The organism is Corynebacterium macclintockiae, assembly GCF_027570165.1.
In the GTDB taxonomy this organism is placed as follows: Bacteria; Actinomycetota; Actinomycetes; order Mycobacteriales; family Mycobacteriaceae; genus Corynebacterium; species Corynebacterium macclintockiae.
On sequence record NZ_JAKMUV010000003.1, the window covers coordinates 233,012 to 252,628 of the forward strand.

19 protein-coding genes and 1 pseudogene are annotated in these 19,617 nt (G+C 62.5%); 16 read left to right on the forward strand and 4 right to left on the reverse strand.

Going from position 1 to position 19,617, the window contains the following annotated elements; genetic code table 11:
- The first annotated feature begins 2 nt into the window (after positions 1-2).
- The 13 genes from rpsE (at position 3) to rplQ (ending at position 9,626) form a co-directional block, all read left to right on the forward strand.
- Positions 3-656, forward strand: a complete 654-nt coding sequence (gene rpsE, locus L8U58_RS04530) for a 30S ribosomal protein S5 (RefSeq protein WP_034971096.1) — start codon at positions 3-5, stop codon at positions 654-656.
- Between the two features lie 3 nt (positions 657-659).
- Complete coding sequence (rpmD, locus tag L8U58_RS04535; protein WP_034971097.1) at positions 660-845, forward strand: 50S ribosomal protein L30; 186 nt, start codon at positions 660-662, stop codon at positions 843-845.
- Positions 846-847: 2 nt separating this feature from the next.
- Complete coding sequence (gene rplO, locus L8U58_RS04540; RefSeq protein WP_034971098.1) at positions 848-1,297, forward strand: 50S ribosomal protein L15; 450 nt, start codon at positions 848-850, stop codon at positions 1,295-1,297.
- 325 nt (positions 1,298-1,622) lie between these two features.
- Positions 1,623-2,957: a preprotein translocase subunit SecY gene (gene secY / locus L8U58_RS04545; protein ID WP_034971099.1), complete on the forward strand. Its 1,335-nt coding sequence runs from the start codon at positions 1,623-1,625 to the stop codon at positions 2,955-2,957.
- Positions 2,954-3,499, forward strand: coding sequence for an adenylate kinase (locus L8U58_RS04550; RefSeq protein ID WP_269954776.1), 546 nt, complete (start codon positions 2,954-2,956; stop codon positions 3,497-3,499). Before secY ends, L8U58_RS04550 begins: the two co-directional genes overlap by 4 nt.
- Positions 3,500-3,643: 144 nt before the next feature.
- Entirely contained in the window at positions 3,644-4,438 is a 795-nt protein-coding gene (map, locus tag L8U58_RS04555; RefSeq protein ID WP_043012326.1) for a type I methionyl aminopeptidase, read from the forward strand.
- A 149-nt stretch (positions 4,439-4,587) separates the two neighbouring features.
- Positions 4,588-5,781 (forward strand): dicarboxylate/amino acid:cation symporter, encoded by a 1,194-nt coding sequence (locus tag L8U58_RS04560; RefSeq protein WP_269954777.1) that lies wholly within the window; start codon positions 4,588-4,590, stop codon positions 5,779-5,781.
- A gap of 191 nt (positions 5,782-5,972) precedes the next feature.
- Entirely contained in the window at positions 5,973-6,194 is a 222-nt protein-coding gene (gene infA / locus L8U58_RS04565) for a translation initiation factor IF-1 (RefSeq protein WP_005519800.1), read from the forward strand.
- Positions 6,195-6,434: 240 nt separating this feature from the next.
- Complete coding sequence (gene rpsM / locus L8U58_RS04570; RefSeq protein ID WP_005291872.1) at positions 6,435-6,803, forward strand: 30S ribosomal protein S13; 369 nt, start codon at positions 6,435-6,437, stop codon at positions 6,801-6,803.
- A 3-nt stretch (positions 6,804-6,806) separates the two neighbouring features.
- Positions 6,807-7,211, forward strand: a complete 405-nt coding sequence (gene rpsK, locus L8U58_RS04575) for a 30S ribosomal protein S11 (RefSeq protein ID WP_005291870.1) — start codon at positions 6,807-6,809, stop codon at positions 7,209-7,211.
- A 26-nt stretch (positions 7,212-7,237) separates the two neighbouring features.
- Positions 7,238-7,843 carry a 30S ribosomal protein S4 gene (gene rpsD / locus L8U58_RS04580; RefSeq protein WP_034971104.1) on the forward strand — a complete coding sequence of 202 codons (606 nt, stop codon included), beginning with the start codon at positions 7,238-7,240 and terminating at the stop codon, positions 7,841-7,843.
- Between the two features lie 142 nt (positions 7,844-7,985).
- Positions 7,986-8,999, forward strand: a complete 1,014-nt coding sequence (locus tag L8U58_RS04585; protein ID WP_034972456.1) for a DNA-directed RNA polymerase subunit alpha — start codon at positions 7,986-7,988, stop codon at positions 8,997-8,999.
- A 54-nt stretch (positions 9,000-9,053) separates the two neighbouring features.
- Positions 9,054-9,626 (forward strand): 50S ribosomal protein L17, encoded by a 573-nt coding sequence (rplQ, locus tag L8U58_RS04590; protein WP_187402095.1) that lies wholly within the window; start codon positions 9,054-9,056, stop codon positions 9,624-9,626.
- 217 nt (positions 9,627-9,843) lie between these two features.
- Here the strand turns inward: rplQ and L8U58_RS04595 are convergent, their stop codons facing one another.
- Positions 9,844-10,458, reverse strand: coding sequence for a cation efflux transmembrane domain-containing protein (locus L8U58_RS04595; RefSeq protein ID WP_269954778.1), 615 nt, complete (start codon positions 10,456-10,458; stop codon positions 9,844-9,846).
- Positions 10,459-10,563: 105 nt separating this feature from the next.
- Between L8U58_RS04595 and truA the strand changes: the two genes are divergently transcribed.
- On the forward strand, positions 10,564-11,466 hold the full coding sequence (gene truA / locus L8U58_RS04600; protein WP_269954779.1) for a tRNA pseudouridine(38-40) synthase TruA: 903 nt from the start codon (positions 10,564-10,566) through the stop codon (positions 11,464-11,466).
- Here truA and L8U58_RS04605 read toward each other — a convergent pair.
- Positions 11,370-12,617 (reverse strand): hypothetical protein, encoded by a 1,248-nt coding sequence (locus tag L8U58_RS04605; protein WP_269954780.1) that lies wholly within the window; start codon positions 12,615-12,617, stop codon positions 11,370-11,372. The two genes, truA and L8U58_RS04605, sit on opposite strands and share 97 nt — an antisense overlap.
- A gap of 128 nt (positions 12,618-12,745) precedes the next feature.
- On the opposite strand from L8U58_RS04605, the gene eccB reads away from it, so the two are divergent.
- Positions 12,746-14,026 (forward strand): type VII secretion protein EccB, encoded by a 1,281-nt coding sequence (eccB, locus tag L8U58_RS04610; protein ID WP_269954781.1) that lies wholly within the window; start codon positions 12,746-12,748, stop codon positions 14,024-14,026.
- Positions 14,027-14,211: 185 nt separating this feature from the next.
- Here the strand turns inward: eccB and L8U58_RS04615 are convergent.
- A pseudogene (locus tag L8U58_RS04615) lies at positions 14,212-15,027 on the reverse strand (S8 family serine peptidase); the annotation flags it as partial.
- Entirely contained in the window at positions 15,027-16,178 is a 1,152-nt protein-coding gene (locus L8U58_RS04620; protein ID WP_269954782.1) for an EsaB/YukD family protein, read from the reverse strand. The pseudogene L8U58_RS04615 and the gene L8U58_RS04620, both read right to left, overlap by 1 nt.
- 255 nt (positions 16,179-16,433) lie before the next feature.
- Between L8U58_RS04620 and L8U58_RS04625 the strand changes: the two genes are divergently transcribed.
- Positions 16,434-19,610, forward strand: coding sequence for an FtsK/SpoIIIE domain-containing protein (locus L8U58_RS04625; protein WP_269954783.1), 3,177 nt, complete (start codon positions 16,434-16,436; stop codon positions 19,608-19,610).
- The last annotated feature ends 7 nt before the right edge of the window (positions 19,611-19,617 follow it).

Sequence of the window (19,617 nt, forward strand, 5' to 3'; positions counted from 1 at the left end):
TGATGTCGGGACGTGAACGTAACGGCGGACGCTCCGCCGAGAACAACGACAACAACGAGCGCAACGAGCGTAACGGCCGCAACGATCGCAACAACGATCGCGGCGGACGCAACGATCGTCGCAACCAGCAGGACGAGCGCAGCCAGTTCATCGAGCGCGTGGTTACCATCAACCGCGTCTCGAAGGTCGTGAAGGGCGGTCGCCGCTTCAGCTTCACTGCGCTGGTTATCGTCGGCGACGGCCAGGGCATGGTCGGCGTCGGCTACGGCAAGGCTAAGGAAGTTCCTGCCGCAATTCAGAAGGGCGCAGAAGAGGCTCGCAAGAACTTCTTCCGCGTTCCGATGATCAACGGCACCATCACCCACCCGGTTCAGGGTGAGGCTGCTGCAGGCATCGTCATGATGAAGCCCGCAGCTCCTGGTACCGGTGTGATCGCCGGTGGCGCTGCCCGCCCGGTGCTGGAGTGCGCCGGCGTGCAGGACATCCTGTCGAAGTCCCTGGGCTCCGACAATGCCATCAACGTTGTCCACGCAACCGTAGACGGCCTGAAGCAGCTGGTCCGTCCGGAAGAGGTTGCCGCTCGCCGTGGCAAGTCTCTGGACGAGGTTGCTCCGGCCGCTATGCTGCGCGCACGTGCAGCAGGACAGGGGGCATAAGAAATGGCTTTGAAGATTACCCAGACCAAGGGCTTGGTCGGAACCAAGCCGAAGCAGCGCAATTCCATGCGCTCCCTCGGCCTGAAGCGCATTGGCCAGGCAGTTGTCCGCGAGGATAGCCCGATCGTCCGTGGCCAGATCAACGTTGTGCGCCACCTGGTCGAGGTCGAAGAAGTGGCAGGAGAGTAAACATGAGCGATCCAATTAAGCTCCACGACCTCCGCCCTGCTCCGGGCGCCAAGAAGGCCAAGACCCGCGTGGGTCGTGGTGAGGCGTCTAAGGGTAAGACCGCAGGTCGTGGTACCAAGGGCACCAAGGCTCGTAAGCAGGTTTCGGCAGCATTCGAGGGTGGCCAGATGCCACTGCACATGCGCCTGCCTAAGCTGAAGGGCTTCCGTAACCCCGCGAAGATCACCTACCAGGTGGTTAACGTGGCTGACCTGGAGAAGGCATTCTCCAAGGGCGGCGACGTCACCGTTGCTGACATCGTTGCAGCTGGCCTGGCTCGCAAGAACCAGCCGGTGAAGATCCTGGGCAACGGTGAGATCAGCGTGAAGCTGAACGTCACCGCTAACAAGTTCTCGGGTTCTGCAAAGCAGAAGATCGAGGCTGCCGGTGGCACCGTCACCGAGGCCAAGTAAGCGGCTGGCTAGATCCTAGCCGAACTTAGCCCTCATCCATCGCCCTGCCAGTGCGTTGTTGCGCTGGCAGGGCGATTTTTTTCTTTCCTATTGACGCCCACGTACCCACCGCCCCTCGTCTCAGGGAAGCGATACAGTCAGACCGCGAAGCGGTACTTGATATATTGCGTGCTATAGGTGGTACAGTTTCCTAAGCATTTGTCCTGTCTGCTAACCTGGCTAGGTTGCAATTAGTGTCGCCTCTTTACGCGGGCGTATCTTAAAGTGCAGGTGCGCTAGCGAATAGATCCCGCACAAAGGTAAGAAACTACACAGGAGGCCAAGTTTGTCCGCCATCTCCTCGGCGTTCAAGAACGATGATCTCCGCAAGAAGATTTTGTTCTCTCTTGCGATGGTCATCCTCTATCGCATCGGCGCCCAGATCCCAACCCCCGGCGTAGACTACGGCGGGATCCAAGCGCAGATCAATAGCCTGACGGATAGCTCGGCGATGTACTCGCTGATCAACCTGTTCTCAGGTGGCGCGCTGCTGAAGCTGTCTGTCTTCGCTGTTGGAATTATGCCGTACATTACGGCGTCCATTATTGTGCAGCTGCTGACCGTGGTGATCCCGAAGTTTGAGCAGCTGAAGAAGGAAGGCCAGTCCGGTCAGGCCAAGATGACGGAGTACACCCGTTACCTGACCGTCGCCCTCGCGCTTCTGCAGTCCGCCGGCATCGTGGCGCTGGCTGACCGTAAGCAGCTGCTGGGTCAGGGCGTGCCGGTGCTGAAGGAAGATACCGGCATCTTCGGCCTGATTGTGATGGTCATGGTCATGACCTCCGGTGCTGTGCTGCTGATGTGGATGGGCGAGTTGATCACCGACCGCGGCATTGGCAACGGTATGTCGCTGCTCATCTTCGCGGGTATTGCGACCGCGTTGCCGGGGCAGGGTGCATCCATCCTTGCTAGCTCCGGTGGCTTTGTGTTCGCCGGCGTGGTTGTTGGTGTGCTGATCCTGGTGGTCGGTGTGGTCTTCATCGAGCAGGGTCAGCGCCGCATCCCGGTCCAGTACGCAAAGCGCATGATCGGTCGCCGCCAGTACGGCGAGACCTCCACCTACCTGCCGCTGAAGGTCAACCAGGCTGGCGTGATCCCCGTGATCTTCGCGTCCTCGCTGCTGACCGTGCCGATCCTGATTACCCAGATCATCCAGTCCGGCAATCCGGAGGCCGCTGGCCAGGACAACTGGTGGAACCGCAACGTTATGACCGTGCTGTCTGACCCTGCGGCATGGCAGTACATCCTGGTGTACGTCGGTCTGATCATCTTCTTCTCCTTCTTCTACGTATCCGTCCAGTACGATCCCTACGATCAGGCGGATAACATGAAGAAGTACGGTGGCTTCATTCCGGGCATCCGCCCGGGTCGCCCGACCGCGGAGTACCTTGGATATGTGATGAACCGTCTGCTGATCGTCGGTTCCATCTACCTGGCTGTCATCGCTGCACTGCCGAACATCCTCATCAACATGGGCGTGCAGACGACTCAGGCCAGCGGCCAGGGCCAGATGCCCTTCGGCGGTACCGCCATCCTGATTCTGGTATCCGTTGCCCTGACCACGATCAAGCAACTCGAATCGCAAGTCATGCAGTCTAACTACGAAGGATTCCTGAAATGAGACTAGTTCTGCTCGGCCCTCCCGGCGCTGGCAAGGGCACTCAAGCTTCCCTGCTGTCCGATGCTCTGAAGATCCCGCACATCTCTACCGGTGATCTTTTCCGCGCCAACATCTCCCAGGGCACCGACTTGGGCAAGCAGGCGCAGGAGTACATGGATGCCGGCAAGCTGGTTCCAACCTCCGTGACTGCCAACATGGTGCGTGACCGACTGGGCCAGGACGATGCCGCCAACGGTTTCCTGCTGGACGGCTTCCCCCGCACCATCGAACAGGCTGAGCTGCTGGAGCAGATGCTGCAGGAAGACGGCCACTCCCTGGACGCAGTGATCAACTACGTAGTCTCCGAAGACGTCGTCGTCGATCGCATGCTGGCCCGCGGACGCAACGATGACAACGAGGACACGATCCGCACCCGCCTGGAGGTCTACCGCAACGAGACCGCCCCGCTGATCGACCACTACAAGGACATTCTGCTGAACATCGACGCAGAGGGCACCGTGGAGGACATCTCCACCACCACGCTGAACGCGCTGGACAAGTAAACCCCGCGCAATTCACAGCTGATCCCGCCAGCCGGCCCCACACGGTTCGACCTGGCGGGATTTGTGGTTCTGGGCGGCGAGGGGGCGTCATGGAACCAAGAAACAACAAGAACAGACAAGAAGTACAGGAAGAAGACAACACCAATGGGCTTCCGGCGTAGGAACAAAAAGATTGTGGCGAAGACACCCGAGCAGCTAGATGCGATGCAGGCTGCAGGCGAGATCGTGGGGCTGGCGCTGCAGGAGGTCAAGAAGGCGGCGGCGCCGGGCAAGACGACGCTCGACCTCGACCGCGTGGCTGAGCAGGTGATCCGCGACCACGGTGCAATCCCAACTTTCAAGGGCTACGGCGGTTTCCCGGGCTCCATTTGTGCGAGCCCGAACGACATGATCGTCCACGGCATCCCAGCCGCAGATGTGGTGTTGAAGGAAGGCGACCTGATCTCCATCGACTGTGGAGCTACGCTGAATGGCTGGGTGGGGGATTCCGCCTGGACTTTCGGGATCGGGGAGATCGCTGAGGAGCACGATCGGCTGAACCGAGCAACCGAATGGGTTCTGCACGAAGGGCTGAAGGCCATGATCCCGGGAAATCGGCTGACCGATGTGTCCTGGGCGCTGGAGAAAGCGACGGACGCAGCCGAGGAGAAATTCGACGTGGAACTGTGGATCGTCGACGGCTACGGCGGCCACGGTATCGGGCGCACCATGCATGAGGATCCGTACCTGGCCAACGAAGGCCGCGGCGGGCGCGGGCCGGAAATTCAGGAAGGATCCGTGCTGGCCATCGAGCCGATGCTGGCGCTGGGGACTGCCGATTCCCGCGTGCTCGACGACGAGTGGTCGGTGGTGACGTTGGACGGCAGCTTTTCCTCGCACTGGGAGCACACAGTCGCCGCGACCGCCGACGGGCCGCGGATCCTGACGCCCCGGAAGTGACGCCGGGCGGTGCCACTGGGGGAGTGACGGCGGGGGATGGTGGGCGGAGGGTGATTATTGGAGAAAGAAGTAGTCAGAGTAGGCTAAACATAATCGTTTCATGAGAACCTACAAGCTCCTATGAGCGCCGACATGAGGGAAGAACTGGCATGAACCTATCCCGATTACTTAATTCGCTGCTTTTCAAGATCATCGTTGCCATTGGCCTGGGCATTCTGTGCAGCCTGTTCTTCCCGGAGTGGGCCGGCCGTACATTCGCTACGTTTAATGGTCTGTTCTCCGGTTTCCTGGGATTCTTTGTTCCGGTTCTGATCTTCTCCCTCATCACCCCGGCGATCGCCAGCCTGGGGCGTGGGGCAGGGAAGTGGCTAGGCGTGACCGCTGGTATCGCTTACGTCTCCACCATCATCTCCGGCCTGATCGCCTATGGAGTGGCAGAGGGCACCTACCCGTCCCTGCTGAATAACGAATCCATGGTTGAGGTGAAAGACATCGACGAAGGTGCGCTGCAGCCGTTCTTCTCCGTCGAGATGGATCCGCCGATGGGCGTGATGTCGGCACTGCTACTGGCCTTCACCGTCGGCATTGCTTTGGCTTCGATGCGCACGGAGGTGCTGTACAGAGGTGCCGAGGAACTTCGCGAGGTCAGCATGAACGTCATCCAGAAGTTCATCATTCCTCTGTTGCCGATCTACATCTTTGGCGTGTTCCTGACTATGGGTATGAACGGCAACCTGAAGGTAACCCTGACTCAGTTCTCGAAGGTGCTGATCCTGGCTGTTCTGATGACGTGGGTGATCCTGGCGCTCCAGTTCCTGCTGGCCGGACTTTTTGCCGGACGTAATCCGCTGACTGCCCTGAGGAACATGATGCCCGCCTACTTCACCGCGCTGGGTACCTCGTCTTCCGCGGCAACCATTCCTGTGACCCTGGAATGCACACGCAAGAACGGCGTTTCCCAGTCCGTGGCTGACTTCGTGGTGCCGCTGTGCGCCACGGTGCACCTGTCCGGTTCTATGCAGAAGATCGCCCTGTTCGCATTCTCCATTGTGTACATGACGGGAATCGACATGTCCCCGGGGATGGCGCTGGGCTTCATCTTCCTGCTGGGTGTGATGATGATTGCCGCTCCGGGCGTTCCTGGTGGCGCCATTATGGCAGCCGTTGGCCTGCTGCAGTCCCAGCTGGGCTTCGATGATGGCCAGGTGGCACTGATGATCGCTGCCTACATCGCCATCGACTCCTTCGGTACTGCATGTAACGTCACGGGCGACGGTGCAATCGCGCTGACTGTCAACCGCTTGGCGAAGGGACAGCTGCGCCGCGAAGAGCAGCACGCCTAAACCAGCGTTTTGGTATCCCCGCAGGTCGCGTGTATTGTAATCAGGTGGTGCATGGGCTTTCAGTACCCGACGGGTTCGATGATTCGGACCATGGCTGCTTAAGACAGTCAGCCTGAGTGCGGAAAAACCAGTACCACATGTAGCAAAACATCACCCATCCAGCTAAAAGAGCTGGGGAAGCGTTGGAGGATATGGCAAAGAAGGAAGGCGCCATCGAGGTTGAGGGTCGCATTGTCGAGCCTCTGCCGAATGCGATGTTCCGTGTCGAGCTGGACAATGGCCACAAGGTATTGGCTCACATTTCCGGCAAGATGCGCCAGCACTACATCCGTATCCTCCCGGAGGATCGGGTTGTCGTGGAGCTGTCTCCCTACGACCTGACCCGCGGGCGCATCGTTTACCGCTACAAGTAATACGTCAAGCCTCCACACATCCAATCTAGGAAGTGCTCTTAACAGCACTTTTTAGTCACTACCTCTGGCCGCGGCGGCCGGAGCCCTCCTTCCAACACCTCAACAGTTGGGGTGTTGGTTTCGCACATTCAGGCACCTGGTGCCTACACAGTCCCTTCCGTGGCTGCGCGCGAAATACTCGAAGGATCAACAGGGACGAGTGTGGAGAAAACCGCCGCTAAACCGGAAGGAAAATGCCCTATGGCACGCCTTGCTGGTGTTGACCTGCCACGCGAAAAGCGCATGGAGGTCGCACTGACCTACATCTTCGGAATCGGCCCCGCCCGTTCCAAGGAGCTGCTGGAAAAGACCGGCATCTCCCCTGATCTTCGCTCCAAGGATCTGACCGACGAGCAGCTGTCCGCTCTGCGTGACGTTATCGAGAACACCTGGAAGGTGGAGGGTGACCTCCGCCGCGAGATCCAGGCCGATATTCGCCGCAAGATCGAGATTGGTTCCTACCAGGGCCTGCGCCACCGCCGTGGTCTGCCGGTTCGTGGTCAGCGCACCAAGACCAATGCTCGTACCCGCAAGGGACCCAAGAAGACGATCGCAGGAAAGAAGAAGTAACCTATGCCTCCGAAGACTCGTTCCGGCGCGCGCCGTACCGGCCGTCGCGTCGTAAAGAAGAATGTGGCCAACGGCCACGCATACATCAAGTCCACCTTCAACAACACCATCGTGTCCATCACGGACCCGAAGGGCGCTGTGATTTCCTGGGCTTCCTCGGGCCACGTCGGCTTCAAGGGCTCCCGTAAGTCCACCCCCTTCGCTGCTCAGATGGCTGCCGAGTCCGCTGCCCGCAAGGCAATGGACCACGGCATGAAGAAGGTTGACGTTTTCGTTAAGGGTCCGGGCTCCGGCCGCGAGACCGCTATCCGTTCCCTGTCCACCGCGGGCCTCGAGGTTGGCACCATCGCCGACGTCACCCCTCAGCCGCACAACGGCTGCCGCCCGCCGAAGCGTCGTCGCGTCTAAAGAGAAGAAAGGATTAGGGATTAACAATGGCTCGTTATACCGGCCCCGCAACCCGTAAGTCCCGTCGCCTCCGCGTCGACCTCGTCGGCGGCGACAACTCCTTCGAGCGTCGCCCCTACCCTCCGGGGCAGGCTGGCCGTGCTCGCATCAAGGAGTCCGAGTACCTGCTGCAGCTGCAGGAGAAGCAGAAGGCGAAGTACACCTACGGCGTACTGGAGAAGCAGTTCCGCCGCTACTACGCAGAGGCCAACCGTCGCCCGGGTAAGACCGGCGACAACCTGGTCATCCTGCTGGAGTCTCGCCTGGATAACGTTGTTTACCGTGCAGGTCTGGCACGCACCCGTCGTCAGGCTCGCCAGCTGGTTTCCCACGGTCACTTCACCGTGAACGGCAAGAAGATCAACGTTCCCTCCTTCAAGGTCTCCCAGTACGACATCATCGACGTGCGTGAAAAGTCCCGTTCGATGCTGTGGTTCGAAGAGGCTCAGGAGAACCTGGTCGATACGATCGTTCCTGCTTGGCTGCAGGTCGTACCGGCAACCCTGCGCATCCTCGTGCACCAGCTGCCCGAGCGCGCTCAGATCGACATTCCGCTGCAGGAACAGCTGATCGTCGAGCTCTACTCGAAGTAAAACTGACGGTCTAATTCGTTAGACTTACTTCGGATAGAACACCAAACGCGGTTTCTACCGTCCGCACCGTCCACCAAACCCGGTGGCGGTTGTCCCCGTAACGGCGTCATATAGCGGTCGCCGAAAAAGGAGAAGCTTAAACATGCTCATCTCGCAGCGCCCCGCGCTCACCGAAGAGTTCATCGATGATTCCCGCTCCCGGTTCGTTATCGAGCCACTGGAGCCGGGCTTTGGCTACACGCTGGGTAACTCCCTGCGCCGGACCCTGCTGTCGTCCATCCCGGGCGCGGCAGTGACCTCCCTGCGCATCGAGGGTGTGCTCCACGAGTTCACCACCATCCCGGGTGTGAAGGAAGATGTTTCCGACATCATCCTGAATATCAAGTCCCTGGTTCTGTCCAGCGACTCCGATGAGCCCGTCGCGATGTACATCCGCAAGGAAGGCCCGGGCGAGGTTACCGGCGCTGACGTTGAGGTTCCGGCTGGCGTTGAGGTCCACAGCAAGGACCTGCACATCGCCACGCTGAACGAGCAGGGCAAGCTGGAGATCGAGATGACCGTCGAGCGTGGCCGTGGCTACGTTCCGGCTGCCCCGGCTTCTTCTGAGATCGGACGTATCCCGGTCGACCAGATTTACTCTCCGGTTCTGAAGGTCAGCTACAAGGTCGAGGCAACCCGTGTGGAACAGCGCACGGACTTCGACAAGCTGATTCTGGACGTGGAGACGAAGAACTCCATCACCGCCCGCGATGCCATGGCATCCGCAGGTAAGACCCTGGTGGAGCTGTTCGGTCTGGCTCAGGAGCTGAACTACGAAGCAGAGGGCATCGAAATCGGCCCGTCGCCGCAGGAAAGCGAGCACATCGCTGCCTACAGCATGCCGATCGAGGACCTGAACTTCTCTGTCCGCTCTTACAACTGCCTGAAGCGTGAAGAGATTCACACTGTCGGCGAGCTGGCTGCCCGCACGGAGTCCGACCTGCTGGACATCCGTAACTTCGGCCAGAAGTCCATCAACGAGGTCAAGGTCAAGCTGGCTGGCTTGGGTCTGGGCCTGAAGGACGCTCCGGAGGGCTTCGATATCACTGATATCGAGGGCTACGACGCAGAGACCGGCGAGTTCATCGACACCGAGGGCGAGGACATCGCGGAATAACCGGTGGTTAACCGCACGCGCTCACTGATTTAAAGATCCACACGAGGAGAACTAATGCCTACCCCAAAGAAGGGCGCCCGCCTGGGCGGTTCTGCTTCCCACCAGAAGAAGATCCTGTCCAACCTCGCTGCTCAGCTGATTGAGCACGGCGCCATCAAGACCACGGACGCTAAGGCTAAGCTGCTGCGCCCCTACGTCGAGAAGATCATCACCAAGGCCAAGCGCGGCACCCTGGCGGATCGCCGCAACGTGCTGAAGCTCATTCCGAACAAGGAAGTTGTTGCTTACCTGTTCAACGAGCTGGCTCCGAAGTTCGAAGGCCGTCCGGGTGGCTACACCCGCATCATCAAGCTGGAGAACCGCAAGGGCGACAACGCTCCGATTTCCCAGATCTCCCTGGTGACGGAGCAGCTGGTTTCCACCGAGGCCGAGCGCGCTAACCGCGTTGCTGCTTCTAAGGCCAAGAAGGCTGAGGCTGAGGCTGAAGAGGCTAAGGCTGAGGAGACCAAGGCTGAGGAGGCTCCGGAGGTTGAGGCTGACACCGCAACCGACGAGGCTGCCAAGGCAGAGGCCGCTGAGGCTGAGGCTGAAGAGGCCAAGGCTGACGAGGCTGCCGAGGACAAGTAAGTCCGGCGCCCCCGCCAAGCTCTAAGGCGGGCCACGGTTACCCATCCGGGTAGCTCGTGGCCCGCCTTTTTGTTTTTGTTTATGGACGCCACCCGCCCCAACCATCACCGATGTCGTTGAGGCGTAGCAACTCGCCTGTGCAAGGTCTGTAAAGCCCGCCACTGGGCTGGCATATGTCGCTAGAACGGGAATACGTTATAGGGGCAGTAGCCGGCGGCTAGTCCAGCTCTAGCTCCGGTTCCTCGGCCCGGGCCTGCTCGAACACTTCCTTCGCCGCCGACAGGTTAATCAGGCCGATAATCACGCCGACCACGATGTCCGGCCATGCGCTGGCCCAGAAAATCATCACCACGCCCGCGCCGAGGATCAGCAGGTTTGCCGCCGCATCATTGCGCGCCGCCAGCCAAGCACCCTGCACCAGCGCACTATCCGCCCCGCGCAGTCGCAGCAAAAGGACTGCGCAGACCAGGTTGATAACCAGCGCGCCGATGGCCGTCACGCTCAGAGTCGTCGGTTCCGGCGGATGCCCCGTCCACACCTTCCAGGCCGCCGTGCCGAAAGCGGCGAAAGCTGGAATCAGGATCAACCCCGCCAGGGCATAGCTGGCTTTCCGCCGACTGGCCACCGACCACCCCAGCGCGGTCAGCACCAGAACGTTGATGAGAGTGTCTTCGAGGAAGTCTGCGGCGTCCGCAAAAAGGGCGGCAGAACCAATGACCAGCGCAATAGTCACTTCAACGACGAAGCCAAGGCCGTTGAGTGCGGCGACCCATGCGACCAGACGTCGCGCGCGGGAGTCGAGGGTGGAGGCGGAGAATTCGTTGTCGTGCACGCAGACTAGACTAAGGCGCGCACGCTGCCTATGGCGAATGCAGCAGCTGAGCAGCAATAGCTAGTCGAGTTAGTCGAATGACCATCCGAAGGAGGCGCCCCGCCCATGCTCGATACACCGCAGGCTAAGCAGGACCCGAGCGACCTGGTGCGCGTCCGCCTGGATGTCGCCTACGACGGCACGGATTTTCACGGCTGGGCCACGCAATCCGGTGGCCTGCGCACGGTCGCGGGAGTTTTGCAGGAAAAGCTGTCCCTGGTCACCCGTCATCCGATCGAGCTGGTCGTCGCCGGCCGCACCGACGCGGGAGTACACGCCAGCGGCCAGGTCTGCCATACGGACATCCCGGTAGATGCGTTCGAGCAGCGCTCGCTGACCCGCCCGGAGGATCTGGTGCGGCGCCTTTCCCGCATGTTGCCTTCCGACGTGCGGTTGCACGGGGCTAGTGTTGCTCCGCAGGGTTTTGACGCCCGCTTCTCCGCGCTACGCCGGCACTACATCTATCGCGTGACGACTCACCCGGCCGGCCCCGTGCCGGTGCGTGCCCGGGATACGGCAGCGTGGCGCCACCCGATTGATCTGGCGAAGACTCAGGCGGCTTCTGACGCCCTGATTGGTTTGAACGACTTCGCGGCGTTCTGCAAGGCCCGCGAGGGTGCCACGACTGTCCGCGAGCTGCAGGAATTCCGCTGGGTGGACGTCTCCACCGAGGCGGAACCGCAGACTTATGAGGCACATGTGACCGCCGATGCCTTCTGCTGGTCGATGGTGCGTTCCCTGGTGGGGGCGGCACTGACAGTCGGATCGGGCAAACGACCGGAGGACTTCACCCCGGGATTGTTGCAGGAGACGAAGCGCAGCTCCGCGGTGCCGGTCGCGCCCGCGGAAGGGTTGAACCTGGTGCGGGTGGATTACCCGGCCGATGAGGAGCTGGCGGAACGCGCGCGGACGACCCGCGCCAAGCGCTCGCCGGTGGGCAACGGAAGTGAGCCGTCCACCGACCTGTGATGGTGGCGGTGCTTAGGCGCTGCGATTCGTGAGCGTTCGCCGCGCGTCTGTTTGGTGGGCGCTTGCCGCGTCGGCGCAGTTTGCCGTCTCGGTGCACCCTGTCGCGCAAGTGCGGCCTGCGGTGCGACTTGTGCCGCGGGCTGTGGGGCGGGCGCAGTGATGGCAAAGAAGTTGAAGTATTCCCGGTGTTCGCCGTGGAGGAGCACCGTTCCCGTTCCGACCGGCGGCACCGCGATGAACACATCCGCGCGCAGGTTCACCGTCGCTAGCGTGGAGCGTTCCAGCGACCGGAGCCTTTCCCTCCCCAGCCGCAGCACATTTTCCGCTGCGCCAAAACCACCAGCGCTGAGGCCACCGCCACCACCGCCAGCACTTATGCCACCCGCGCTGGTCGCCGCCCCGCGCGCAGAGGAACGTGGCCCCGGCGAAGCGGGAACCTCCACGAACAGGATCGACGTCTTTGCTCCACCGGTGTTCAACCCGGGCAGACTCGCTGTATCTTCTGTCGGGTTTTCGCCCGCGCCCTCCCACGGATCAGACTGCCTCGCGCCGATGCGGTGCACCGCGAACAGCGCTTCTGGCCAGTTCATCGACCCCTCCAGGGTGCGCAGCTGCGGGGCAGTGCCGAACACTGCGAACGTCGCGCCGGGGATTGGATGTACCAGCATTGATTCGCCGGAATCTGTAAGGCCGATAAACCAACCGGGTGCAGCGGGAACCGTCAGCTGCTCAGCCAGCCCGGTGACCTTGGTTCCCACCGGCGGTGCCTCTGCGGGCAGCGCCCACACCCCGCACCCGCTGGCGGCAAAGGGCATCCGCGCCGCCGCGTGCTCCGGCACGCCTACAAGGGTCGCTTGGGAATCGCCCAACCAGCCGCGGCCGAACGGTGGGGTGGGGGTGGTTGTGGTGGACAGGTTGGCGTCCATAAGAGAAAGCCCCAGACCACCGGCCAACCGGTCGGCAGAAATCCGCCGCGACGACGGCTCGCCCCACAGCTTGTCGTGCACGCACAACAGCCGGAACCAGCGCGTGCCCTGATCCGTCGTAGCGCGGCTGCGGTCGAACGCGAACCAGCCCGCTACGATGCACGCGATAGCCAACAAAGCACACAAAACCCATGGCCATAGAGCCGCAAAATCCATTTGTCCCATCCCCAAAATTGTGAAAAATCCCCCGAATGCGAAGCTTCCCCTCGCGCCAGCAATTCAACCATGGAATACTTGGCAGCGCTAGCGGGGGCTAGACAGCACAAAAACAACAAGGGGGGAGCGCAGTAACCATGCGCACAACGGGGATACAAGTATCTGGATTTAATTTTCTGCTTCGCAGGTTAGAGCTTGCGCTGGTCATTGGGGATCCGCGGATGGCTCACGATCCGCTGCGGAGCCAACGGCGCGCGTTGATTGTCGGCGTGCTGCTGAGTCTGCTGATCGCCGGTGGTGCGGTGATGCTGGGGTTGCTGCGCCCGCAGCCCAGCCTGGACGGCGCGGATCTGGTGGCCGACGAGACCGGCACGCTGCACGTCCGACTGGCCGATACCTACCATCCGGTCACGAATGTTGCCTCGGCACGGCTGATTCTGCAGCAGCCCGTCGAGGTGCAGAAAACCACCGCTGAGCAGCTATCGAAGGTGCCGCTCGGGCAGCCACTGGGGATCGGCCAGGTGCCTGGACTGGTTAGCGCGCCGGATCGCGAGTGGCTGTACTGCGACCGGACCACTGGCGCGGGCGCTACGGGTAGTGCAAGCGCGGCGGGGACTGCGGGCACGGCGCATACAGCGGGGACTGTCGTGGCCGTCGAGCGCATCAAGACCCATCGCCATGCTCTACTGGCTGCCCCTTCGGGTTATTGGCTTATCGACGCCACCACTCGCGCCCGCATAACCCCAGACGCAGCCAGGGCTTTCGGCACCGAGGCGGTTCCGGCCAGCGATGAATTGGCACAGCAGTTCCACCGACGCCCCGACATTGCCATGCCGACGGGGAAGACAAAGATGCCCGCGCCCTTCGACAAAGCGGGCAGGGTTGTGAAGGCCGGTGACCGGGCGTTTCTGGTGGATCGCGTCGGCGTGGGGGAGGTCAAGGGGGCGCGGCGCTCCTACGCGGAGGCCAGCAGTCCGGAGCCGCCGGTGGAGGTCGCTCTGTCGGAAGTGATGCGCCAGCCGAGCGTGGATGTGCTGTCTGGGATCCCCGAGTTTGACGGCGAGCAGCCCGTATCGTGGGCGCAGCCACCCGTGTTGTGCGCAGGGCCGGAAGGGCTGGCGGAGCCGGTTGGGGAGGCGGGGACGGAATACCCGAGCCCCTTCTACGGCCCGCGTGGAACGTCCGCACTGAAGACGGAGCGTGGATACGTGCTGGTCAGCGAGAATGGTGTGCGCTACTCCGTGGGTAGCGAAGCCGAGCTGCACGCCCTGGGCTTTAAGGCCGAACGAAGTGTTCAGTTCGCCCGCATTGCCTCGCTGCCGGACGGGGGTTTGTTGTCCGAGGAGAAAGCCCGGCAGACAACCGTCGCGATGATGCCCAGCGCTAGCACCAGGGACAGCACAACCGGCACAGAATAGTCGGCAGGTTCCGGCCCGTACGGCTGGGTGCTGACGGTCTGCAGGGTGTAGTCGGCGCCCGTCGAATCGCTACCACCTCTCGCCAATGCGTCCCGCAGGTCTAGCGCCTTATCCACCGCCGCGGCGGGGTTGACCACCAACATCTGTTTGCCCAGACCCGGCCCGCTCGCGCCGGGGGAGGCCGTGGAGGCCAACAGCTCCCGCACCTCGCGCGCCGTCAACTGTGGGGCGACCTGCCAAACCAGCGCCGCCGTCGCGCTGACAACCGGGGTGGCGAAGCTGGTGCCTTCAAAGGGTGCAGGATTTCCGACGATGGTGTGTACCTGCTTGCCGATCACCACACGCCCTTCGGCTGGCCCGCCCGGCGCGAACAGATCCACCCACTTTGTCGGCGCGTTGTAGTGCGCGGGCACGCGCCCCTGGTCGGCACGACCACCCTCGTGCGGAGATTGCGGGCTCACACGTGGCGCGACCGCGCCCACTGCCAGCACCGGATCCAGACTGGAGGGGAATGTAGGTACCCCCTCCGGACATTGACCCGTGTTACCGGTCGAGGCCACCACGAGCACCCCGGCTTTCTCCGCACGGTCGATCGCTCCCCGCAGGACGGCCGTATCTTCGCAGGCCACCATGGATATATTGATGATCTTCACCCGCGCCTTCAGTGCCCGATCAATCGCGCGGACTAGCTCCTCCACCGTGCCCTCTGCCCGGTCGGGGGCCGAGTTATGCCGGAAAGAATGCACCTTCGCCTCCGGCGCGATCGTGTGCAGCACACTGGTCACCACAGACCCGTGCAGCACGCAAAAATCCCGGTCGCCCACCACGCCCGGCCCGGCCGAACCCGTATCAATCACAGCCACGTCCACGTCCCGGCCCCGTGACAGGGCGTGAAGCGCTGGGTACGAGGGGGCGTCAATATCCGGCAACGGCAAGGTACCCGCCTGGGCGACAGTGCCTTCCTGGCAGTTCCCGTGCGGCGAGGAATCTTTGACGATCATCAGCCAATCCCCCGAATCGCGTCGAACAACCCCGTGGCGTGCAGTGCCAGGGGGATGGCCAGGCAAAACGCGATGGCCTCCACCATGTCGATCGCGCGCCCCAGCATCGGCGACTGCACCCGCAGCGCAGGCAGACCCACCAGCACCAGGCACAATGCGCCCCAAGGTTCGTGCAATGCCAGCCACAGAATCGTCGTCGCCGACAGCACCGCCAGCGCCACAGAGTGCACCGGCCGGGTGCTTCGCGCACTCACGCCGAGGACCGCCACCATCACCAGCAGCACGGCGGTCCAAAGATCCAGCGATTCGCCCCACGGTGCCAGCTGATAGACACACGCGCCCAGCGCTGCCACGATGGCGACCACCAGGCTGGAGTGCACCTCCACCACCTGACCTGCGCGGGTGGTCGTGGGCTCTGTAAACACACCGGTCGCGGGCACTTTCGGTAGCTTGATTCCCGCTAGGCCAATGGCAATCTGCCCGGAGTAAGCCAACGCGAACATCGCCAGCAGCAGCGTAATCCCCGGCCAGAAATTCACCGCCGCAAACACCACCCATGTGACCGTCACGATCCGCGCCGGGCCGCTGCGCCACACCAGAAGCGCGGCCACGAAACAGGCGCACAGGACGTTCACGTGCAGCCCCAGCCCGAAGCCCAGAATCGCGGCGAGGTAGCTGAAGTTGCGGTGGTGCAAGGAGGCCGCCGCTGCGGCAAGTGCTGCCACGGCGGTTGCCACGATCGTTGCGGTGTCTGCGGAATTGTTGAGGGTAAGGACGCCCCCAGCTCCAACCAATTGATTGTCCAAAGGATGCCACGCTGGCGCTGCTTGCAGGCTAAACAGCGAAACGATGGCTGCGGCAATCCAGGCTGCAGGGCTGGTGGGGATCGGGCCGGACAGTTCCTCTACGGCCTCGGCGGGCGGGGCGGGAACTGCGGCGACCTGCAAAGTTAGTGACTCGCCGGGGCGGACCCCGGCTTCCGCCAACGTGTGTTGTGGCGCGACGTGACCGACGGCGCGGTGCAAAACCCAGTGTTCCCCCGGTTCAGCGTCTACGAGGTGCGGGATGAGTTCCGCCACCGGCACGTGGTCGGCAATCGCAGCGTTGATGGTGGTGCCTTTAGCGGGCACGGAAATGCGTAGAGCAAGCACTTTATTCCCCCTGGTAAAAAGCGTGTAAAGAGTGTTGGGTGCGGCCCTTTGCCGCTGTTGGTCGGCGAGCATCCCCCCTTGGATCCTCGCCCGTGTGGCTTACACGGCACAGATAGTAGCCGAGGCACAGAGATTGCGCTTGTCCTGCGGTAGATCCGGGGAAGGCTTAGAATCTAAAACCACATCCAGGGGGTTGGATGGGGATAACACGGGATGTCCCTGGGGACTAGAAGGAAATTGGGGGATTTCTCCATCATGCAGACACAGGCGCCACCGACGCTGCCTAAAGACAAACAGCCTTTCATCAGGTTGCTCATGCCCGCCGTGATGTTGATCGCGGTGGTGGGAATGATCGCCGCCATGGTGCTGTCCGGGTCTGGGCGTAACCCCATCAGCTTCATCTTTCCGCTGATGATGCTGGGGAGTATGGCGATGATGTTCCAGCCAGGGGCCAACATCGATGAGACTCGGCGCTCCTTTCACCGCCATATCGACGCGCTGAAGGACAGCGTGCAGCGCAGCCACGACGAACAACTGCAGACCATGCTGGCGGCCCACCCGCACCCGCAATCGCTGTGGACGCATGTGCATACGGGAACCGACGTCACCGCCAAGCCGGGAGTGGTGCGTATCGGTACCGCAGTGCAGACCCCAGATGACCCGCTGGAGGTGCCGGTCAACGCGCCGCCAGAGGACCTAGAACCAGTCAGCGCCATGAGCCTGCGCGAGGTGGCCCTGCGCTACGCAACTATCGAAGCCCCAGTGTCGGTGGATCTAGCTAGTTTCCACTGCATCGTGCTACTCGGCGAAGGTGCGCCTGGCCTGGCCCATGCGATGCAGGCACAGCTGGCAATGCAGGATCCGGACATCATCGGAATCACCGGCCCCTTCGAGCAGTGGTTACCGCATGACGGGCCCCGCAAGGCGCACTTTTGTACTGGCGATAGCCCGGTGATCGCCGGGGCGGTGGTCACGGAACCAAGTGATGAGTGGGTGGAAAACGCTAAGGGGAATGGCCTGTTATTGCAGGTGGACGATGCCGATGGCGGGTACTTGCTGAGCGCTTGGACCGTTGACGGCTGGGTGCCTTTCGGGGTGGCCGATCAGCTCAGTGAGGTAGAGCTGGCGCAGATCTGCCGCGCCCGGTCCACCGTGAAATCCAGCACGTCACTGTTGGAACTGCCGGGTGGGGACTTGCGTGCGCCGATCGGGTTCTCCGGTGCGCCGGTGTATCTGGACATCAAAGAATCAGCCCTAGGAGGCATTGGCCCGCACGGCCTTTGCGTGGGCGCTACCGGCAGCGGCAAATCGGAATTGTTGAAGAGCGTGGTGATCAGCTTCGCCCATCAACACAGCCCGGAGGAGCTGAACTTCGTGCTCGTGGACTTCAAAGGCGGCGCCAGCTTCCTGGGAATGGATCGTTTGCCCCATACGTCCGCGCTGATCACCAACTTGGCTGAGGAGGCGGGGCTTGTCGATCGAATGCAGGATAGTCTGCTGGGGGAGATGCATCGGCGTCAAGAAAGACTACGCGCCGCAGGCCTGACCACGGCGGCCGAATACAACCGCGCCTACCCCGGACAGATGCCCGCGCTTTTTATCGTGGTGGACGAGTTCTCCGAGTTGCTGCACGCCCGACCTGAGTTCGCCGAGGTATTTGCCGCGATCGGTCGGCTGGGGCGAAGCCTGCGGATGCACCTGCTGCTGGCAACGCAGCGGCTGGAGGAGGGGCGACTGCGCGGCCTGGAATCGCACCTGAGCTACCGCATTGCGCTGCGCACGTTCTCCGCCTCCGAATCCCGCGCACTGATCGGCACTACCGAGGCCTACGAACTGCCCACCACGCCCGGCGCAGCGATCCTTTCCGCGGGCGACAAGGTGCGCTTCCACTCGGCCTATGTCTCTGGGCCAGAATTGCCTCGCGACCAGCGTCTAGTGCGCGAGCTAGGAGCCACAGTGGAAGCGGAAACGACTACCATGCAGATGGTCATCGACCGGCTGGAGGGGCCGAACAAGAACCCGGTGTGGCTGCCACCTTTGCCAGAAGACCTGCCTGCTAGCGACATCATGGAATCCCGCGCGCCGGGCGTGGCCCGCATCGGTTTGGAGGATCTGCCGTTCGAGGGGCTGCAGGTGCCGTTGGATATCGATCTGCGGCGCAAGCACTGGGCGATCGTCGGCCAGCCACGGACAGGTAAGACAACGGCGGTGCGCAGTCTGGTGCTGGGGTGGGTCTTAAGTTCCCCGGGGTGGCCGGTGTACATTTTCGACCCGGGCGGCGGCCTGCGGGATCTGGCACGCTTGCCGCAGGTCGCGGCGGTTGTGGGGCCGGACGGCCTGGCTCGGCTGTTCGACGAGATGGAACAGACGGAGGGGCAGCGCCTGCTGATTATCGATGGCCTGGATCAGGTAGGTGCGGTCAACGGGGGCACAGGCGAAGAGGAACAACGACTCATTCGCCTGGCCACTACCGGCCTGGAGCGCGGTTTGCACGTGGTGGTCACAGCCCTGCGGTGGAACTTCCGCCCTTCGCTGCGGGACGTGCTGACTGGGCAGCTGGAACTGCGGATGACCCCGCTGGATGCCCACTTCCGCGATGCCCAGAAGTCCCTGCCTGACGTGCCGGGCAGGGGCGTGTCGGCCCGCGGTAAGCATGTACAGTTTGCTAACTCCAACGCACAGGACATCGAGCACGTGCGCATGGAAAGCGTGAAACGCGGCGAGCCCGAGCTATCCATGCGGGTGCTGCCGGAGCGCATCGGGTGGGAAGAGTTGGCCGATCCGCAGGCCTTCGCCATCGGCGGGCCACGCCTGGATCCGGTGCGCTGGGAGCACGCCACGTTCCCGCACCTGGTGGCGATTGGCCAGGCCGGCAGCGGTGTGACCACGGCGTTGCGTGCGGTGATGCAGTCCGTCGCCGAAAGCCAGAGCCACAGTGGTGAGCCCCCGGAGTTTTTGGTCACGGATACGCGCCGGGGCCTTCTGGGAGTGGCGGGTTACCGCGTCCCGGAGGACTTCCGTGCTGACCTGGCGGGTTGGGTCGATACGCTGCGGGCACGCATTCCGGGCAGCGACGTGGCACCCCAGCAGTTGCGCGAGAAAAGCTGGTGGTCCGGGCCGGAACTCTTCGTCATTGTCGACGATGCGGATGCTGATCCGGGGCTCGACCAGCTGGTTCCTTTGCTGCCCTACGCTGCGGATATCGGCTTACATGTGGTGCTTGGTCGCCGGTCGGGGCAGTTTGCCCGCGCTGCGTATCAACCGCTGATGCAGGCCTTGCGCGACCAGAGCGCCTGGTTGCTGTTTTCTGCGCCGCGTGAGGATGGGCCGATTGCCGGGGTTCGTTTAGTACGACGCCCACAGGGGCGCGCCGCCTACGTTCACAAGGAAACCTGGGACGTGCATGTGGCGGAGATTGCTGATGAAGGCTGACGTGGAC

Excerpts from the sequence above, each read along its gene's own strand:
- rplO (WP_034971098.1), top strand. The coding sequence starts at position 848 with ATGAGCGATCCAATTAAGCTCCACGACCTCCGCCCTGCTCCGGGCGCC.
- eccB (WP_269954781.1), top strand. The coding sequence starts at position 12,746 with ATGCGCACAACGGGGATACAAGTATCTGGATTTAATTTTCTGCTTCGC.
- rpsE (WP_034971096.1), top strand. The coding sequence starts at position 3 with ATGTCGGGACGTGAACGTAACGGCGGACGCTCCGCCGAGAACAACGAC.
- rplQ (WP_187402095.1), top strand. The coding sequence starts at position 9,054 with ATGCCTACCCCAAAGAAGGGCGCCCGCCTGGGCGGTTCTGCTTCCCAC.
- rpsK (WP_005291870.1), top strand. The coding sequence starts at position 6,807 with ATGCCTCCGAAGACTCGTTCCGGCGCGCGCCGTACCGGCCGTCGCGTC.
- rpsD (WP_034971104.1), top strand. The coding sequence starts at position 7,238 with ATGGCTCGTTATACCGGCCCCGCAACCCGTAAGTCCCGTCGCCTCCGC.
- infA (WP_005519800.1), top strand. The coding sequence starts at position 5,973 with ATGGCAAAGAAGGAAGGCGCCATCGAGGTTGAGGGTCGCATTGTCGAG.
- L8U58_RS04605 (WP_269954780.1), bottom strand. The coding sequence starts at position 12,617 with ATGGGACAAATGGATTTTGCGGCTCTATGGCCATGGGTTTTGTGTGCT.
- L8U58_RS04625 (WP_269954783.1), top strand. The coding sequence starts at position 16,434 with ATGCAGACACAGGCGCCACCGACGCTGCCTAAAGACAAACAGCCTTTC.
- rpmD (WP_034971097.1), top strand. The coding sequence starts at position 660 with ATGGCTTTGAAGATTACCCAGACCAAGGGCTTGGTCGGAACCAAGCCG.
- L8U58_RS04560 (WP_269954777.1), top strand. The coding sequence starts at position 4,588 with ATGAACCTATCCCGATTACTTAATTCGCTGCTTTTCAAGATCATCGTT.
- L8U58_RS04550 (WP_269954776.1), top strand. The coding sequence starts at position 2,954 with ATGAGACTAGTTCTGCTCGGCCCTCCCGGCGCTGGCAAGGGCACTCAA.
- map (WP_043012326.1), top strand. The coding sequence starts at position 3,644 with ATGGGCTTCCGGCGTAGGAACAAAAAGATTGTGGCGAAGACACCCGAG.
- truA (WP_269954779.1), top strand. The coding sequence starts at position 10,564 with ATGCTCGATACACCGCAGGCTAAGCAGGACCCGAGCGACCTGGTGCGC.
- L8U58_RS04585 (WP_034972456.1), top strand. The coding sequence starts at position 7,986 with ATGCTCATCTCGCAGCGCCCCGCGCTCACCGAAGAGTTCATCGATGAT.
- rpsM (WP_005291872.1), top strand. The coding sequence starts at position 6,435 with ATGGCACGCCTTGCTGGTGTTGACCTGCCACGCGAAAAGCGCATGGAG.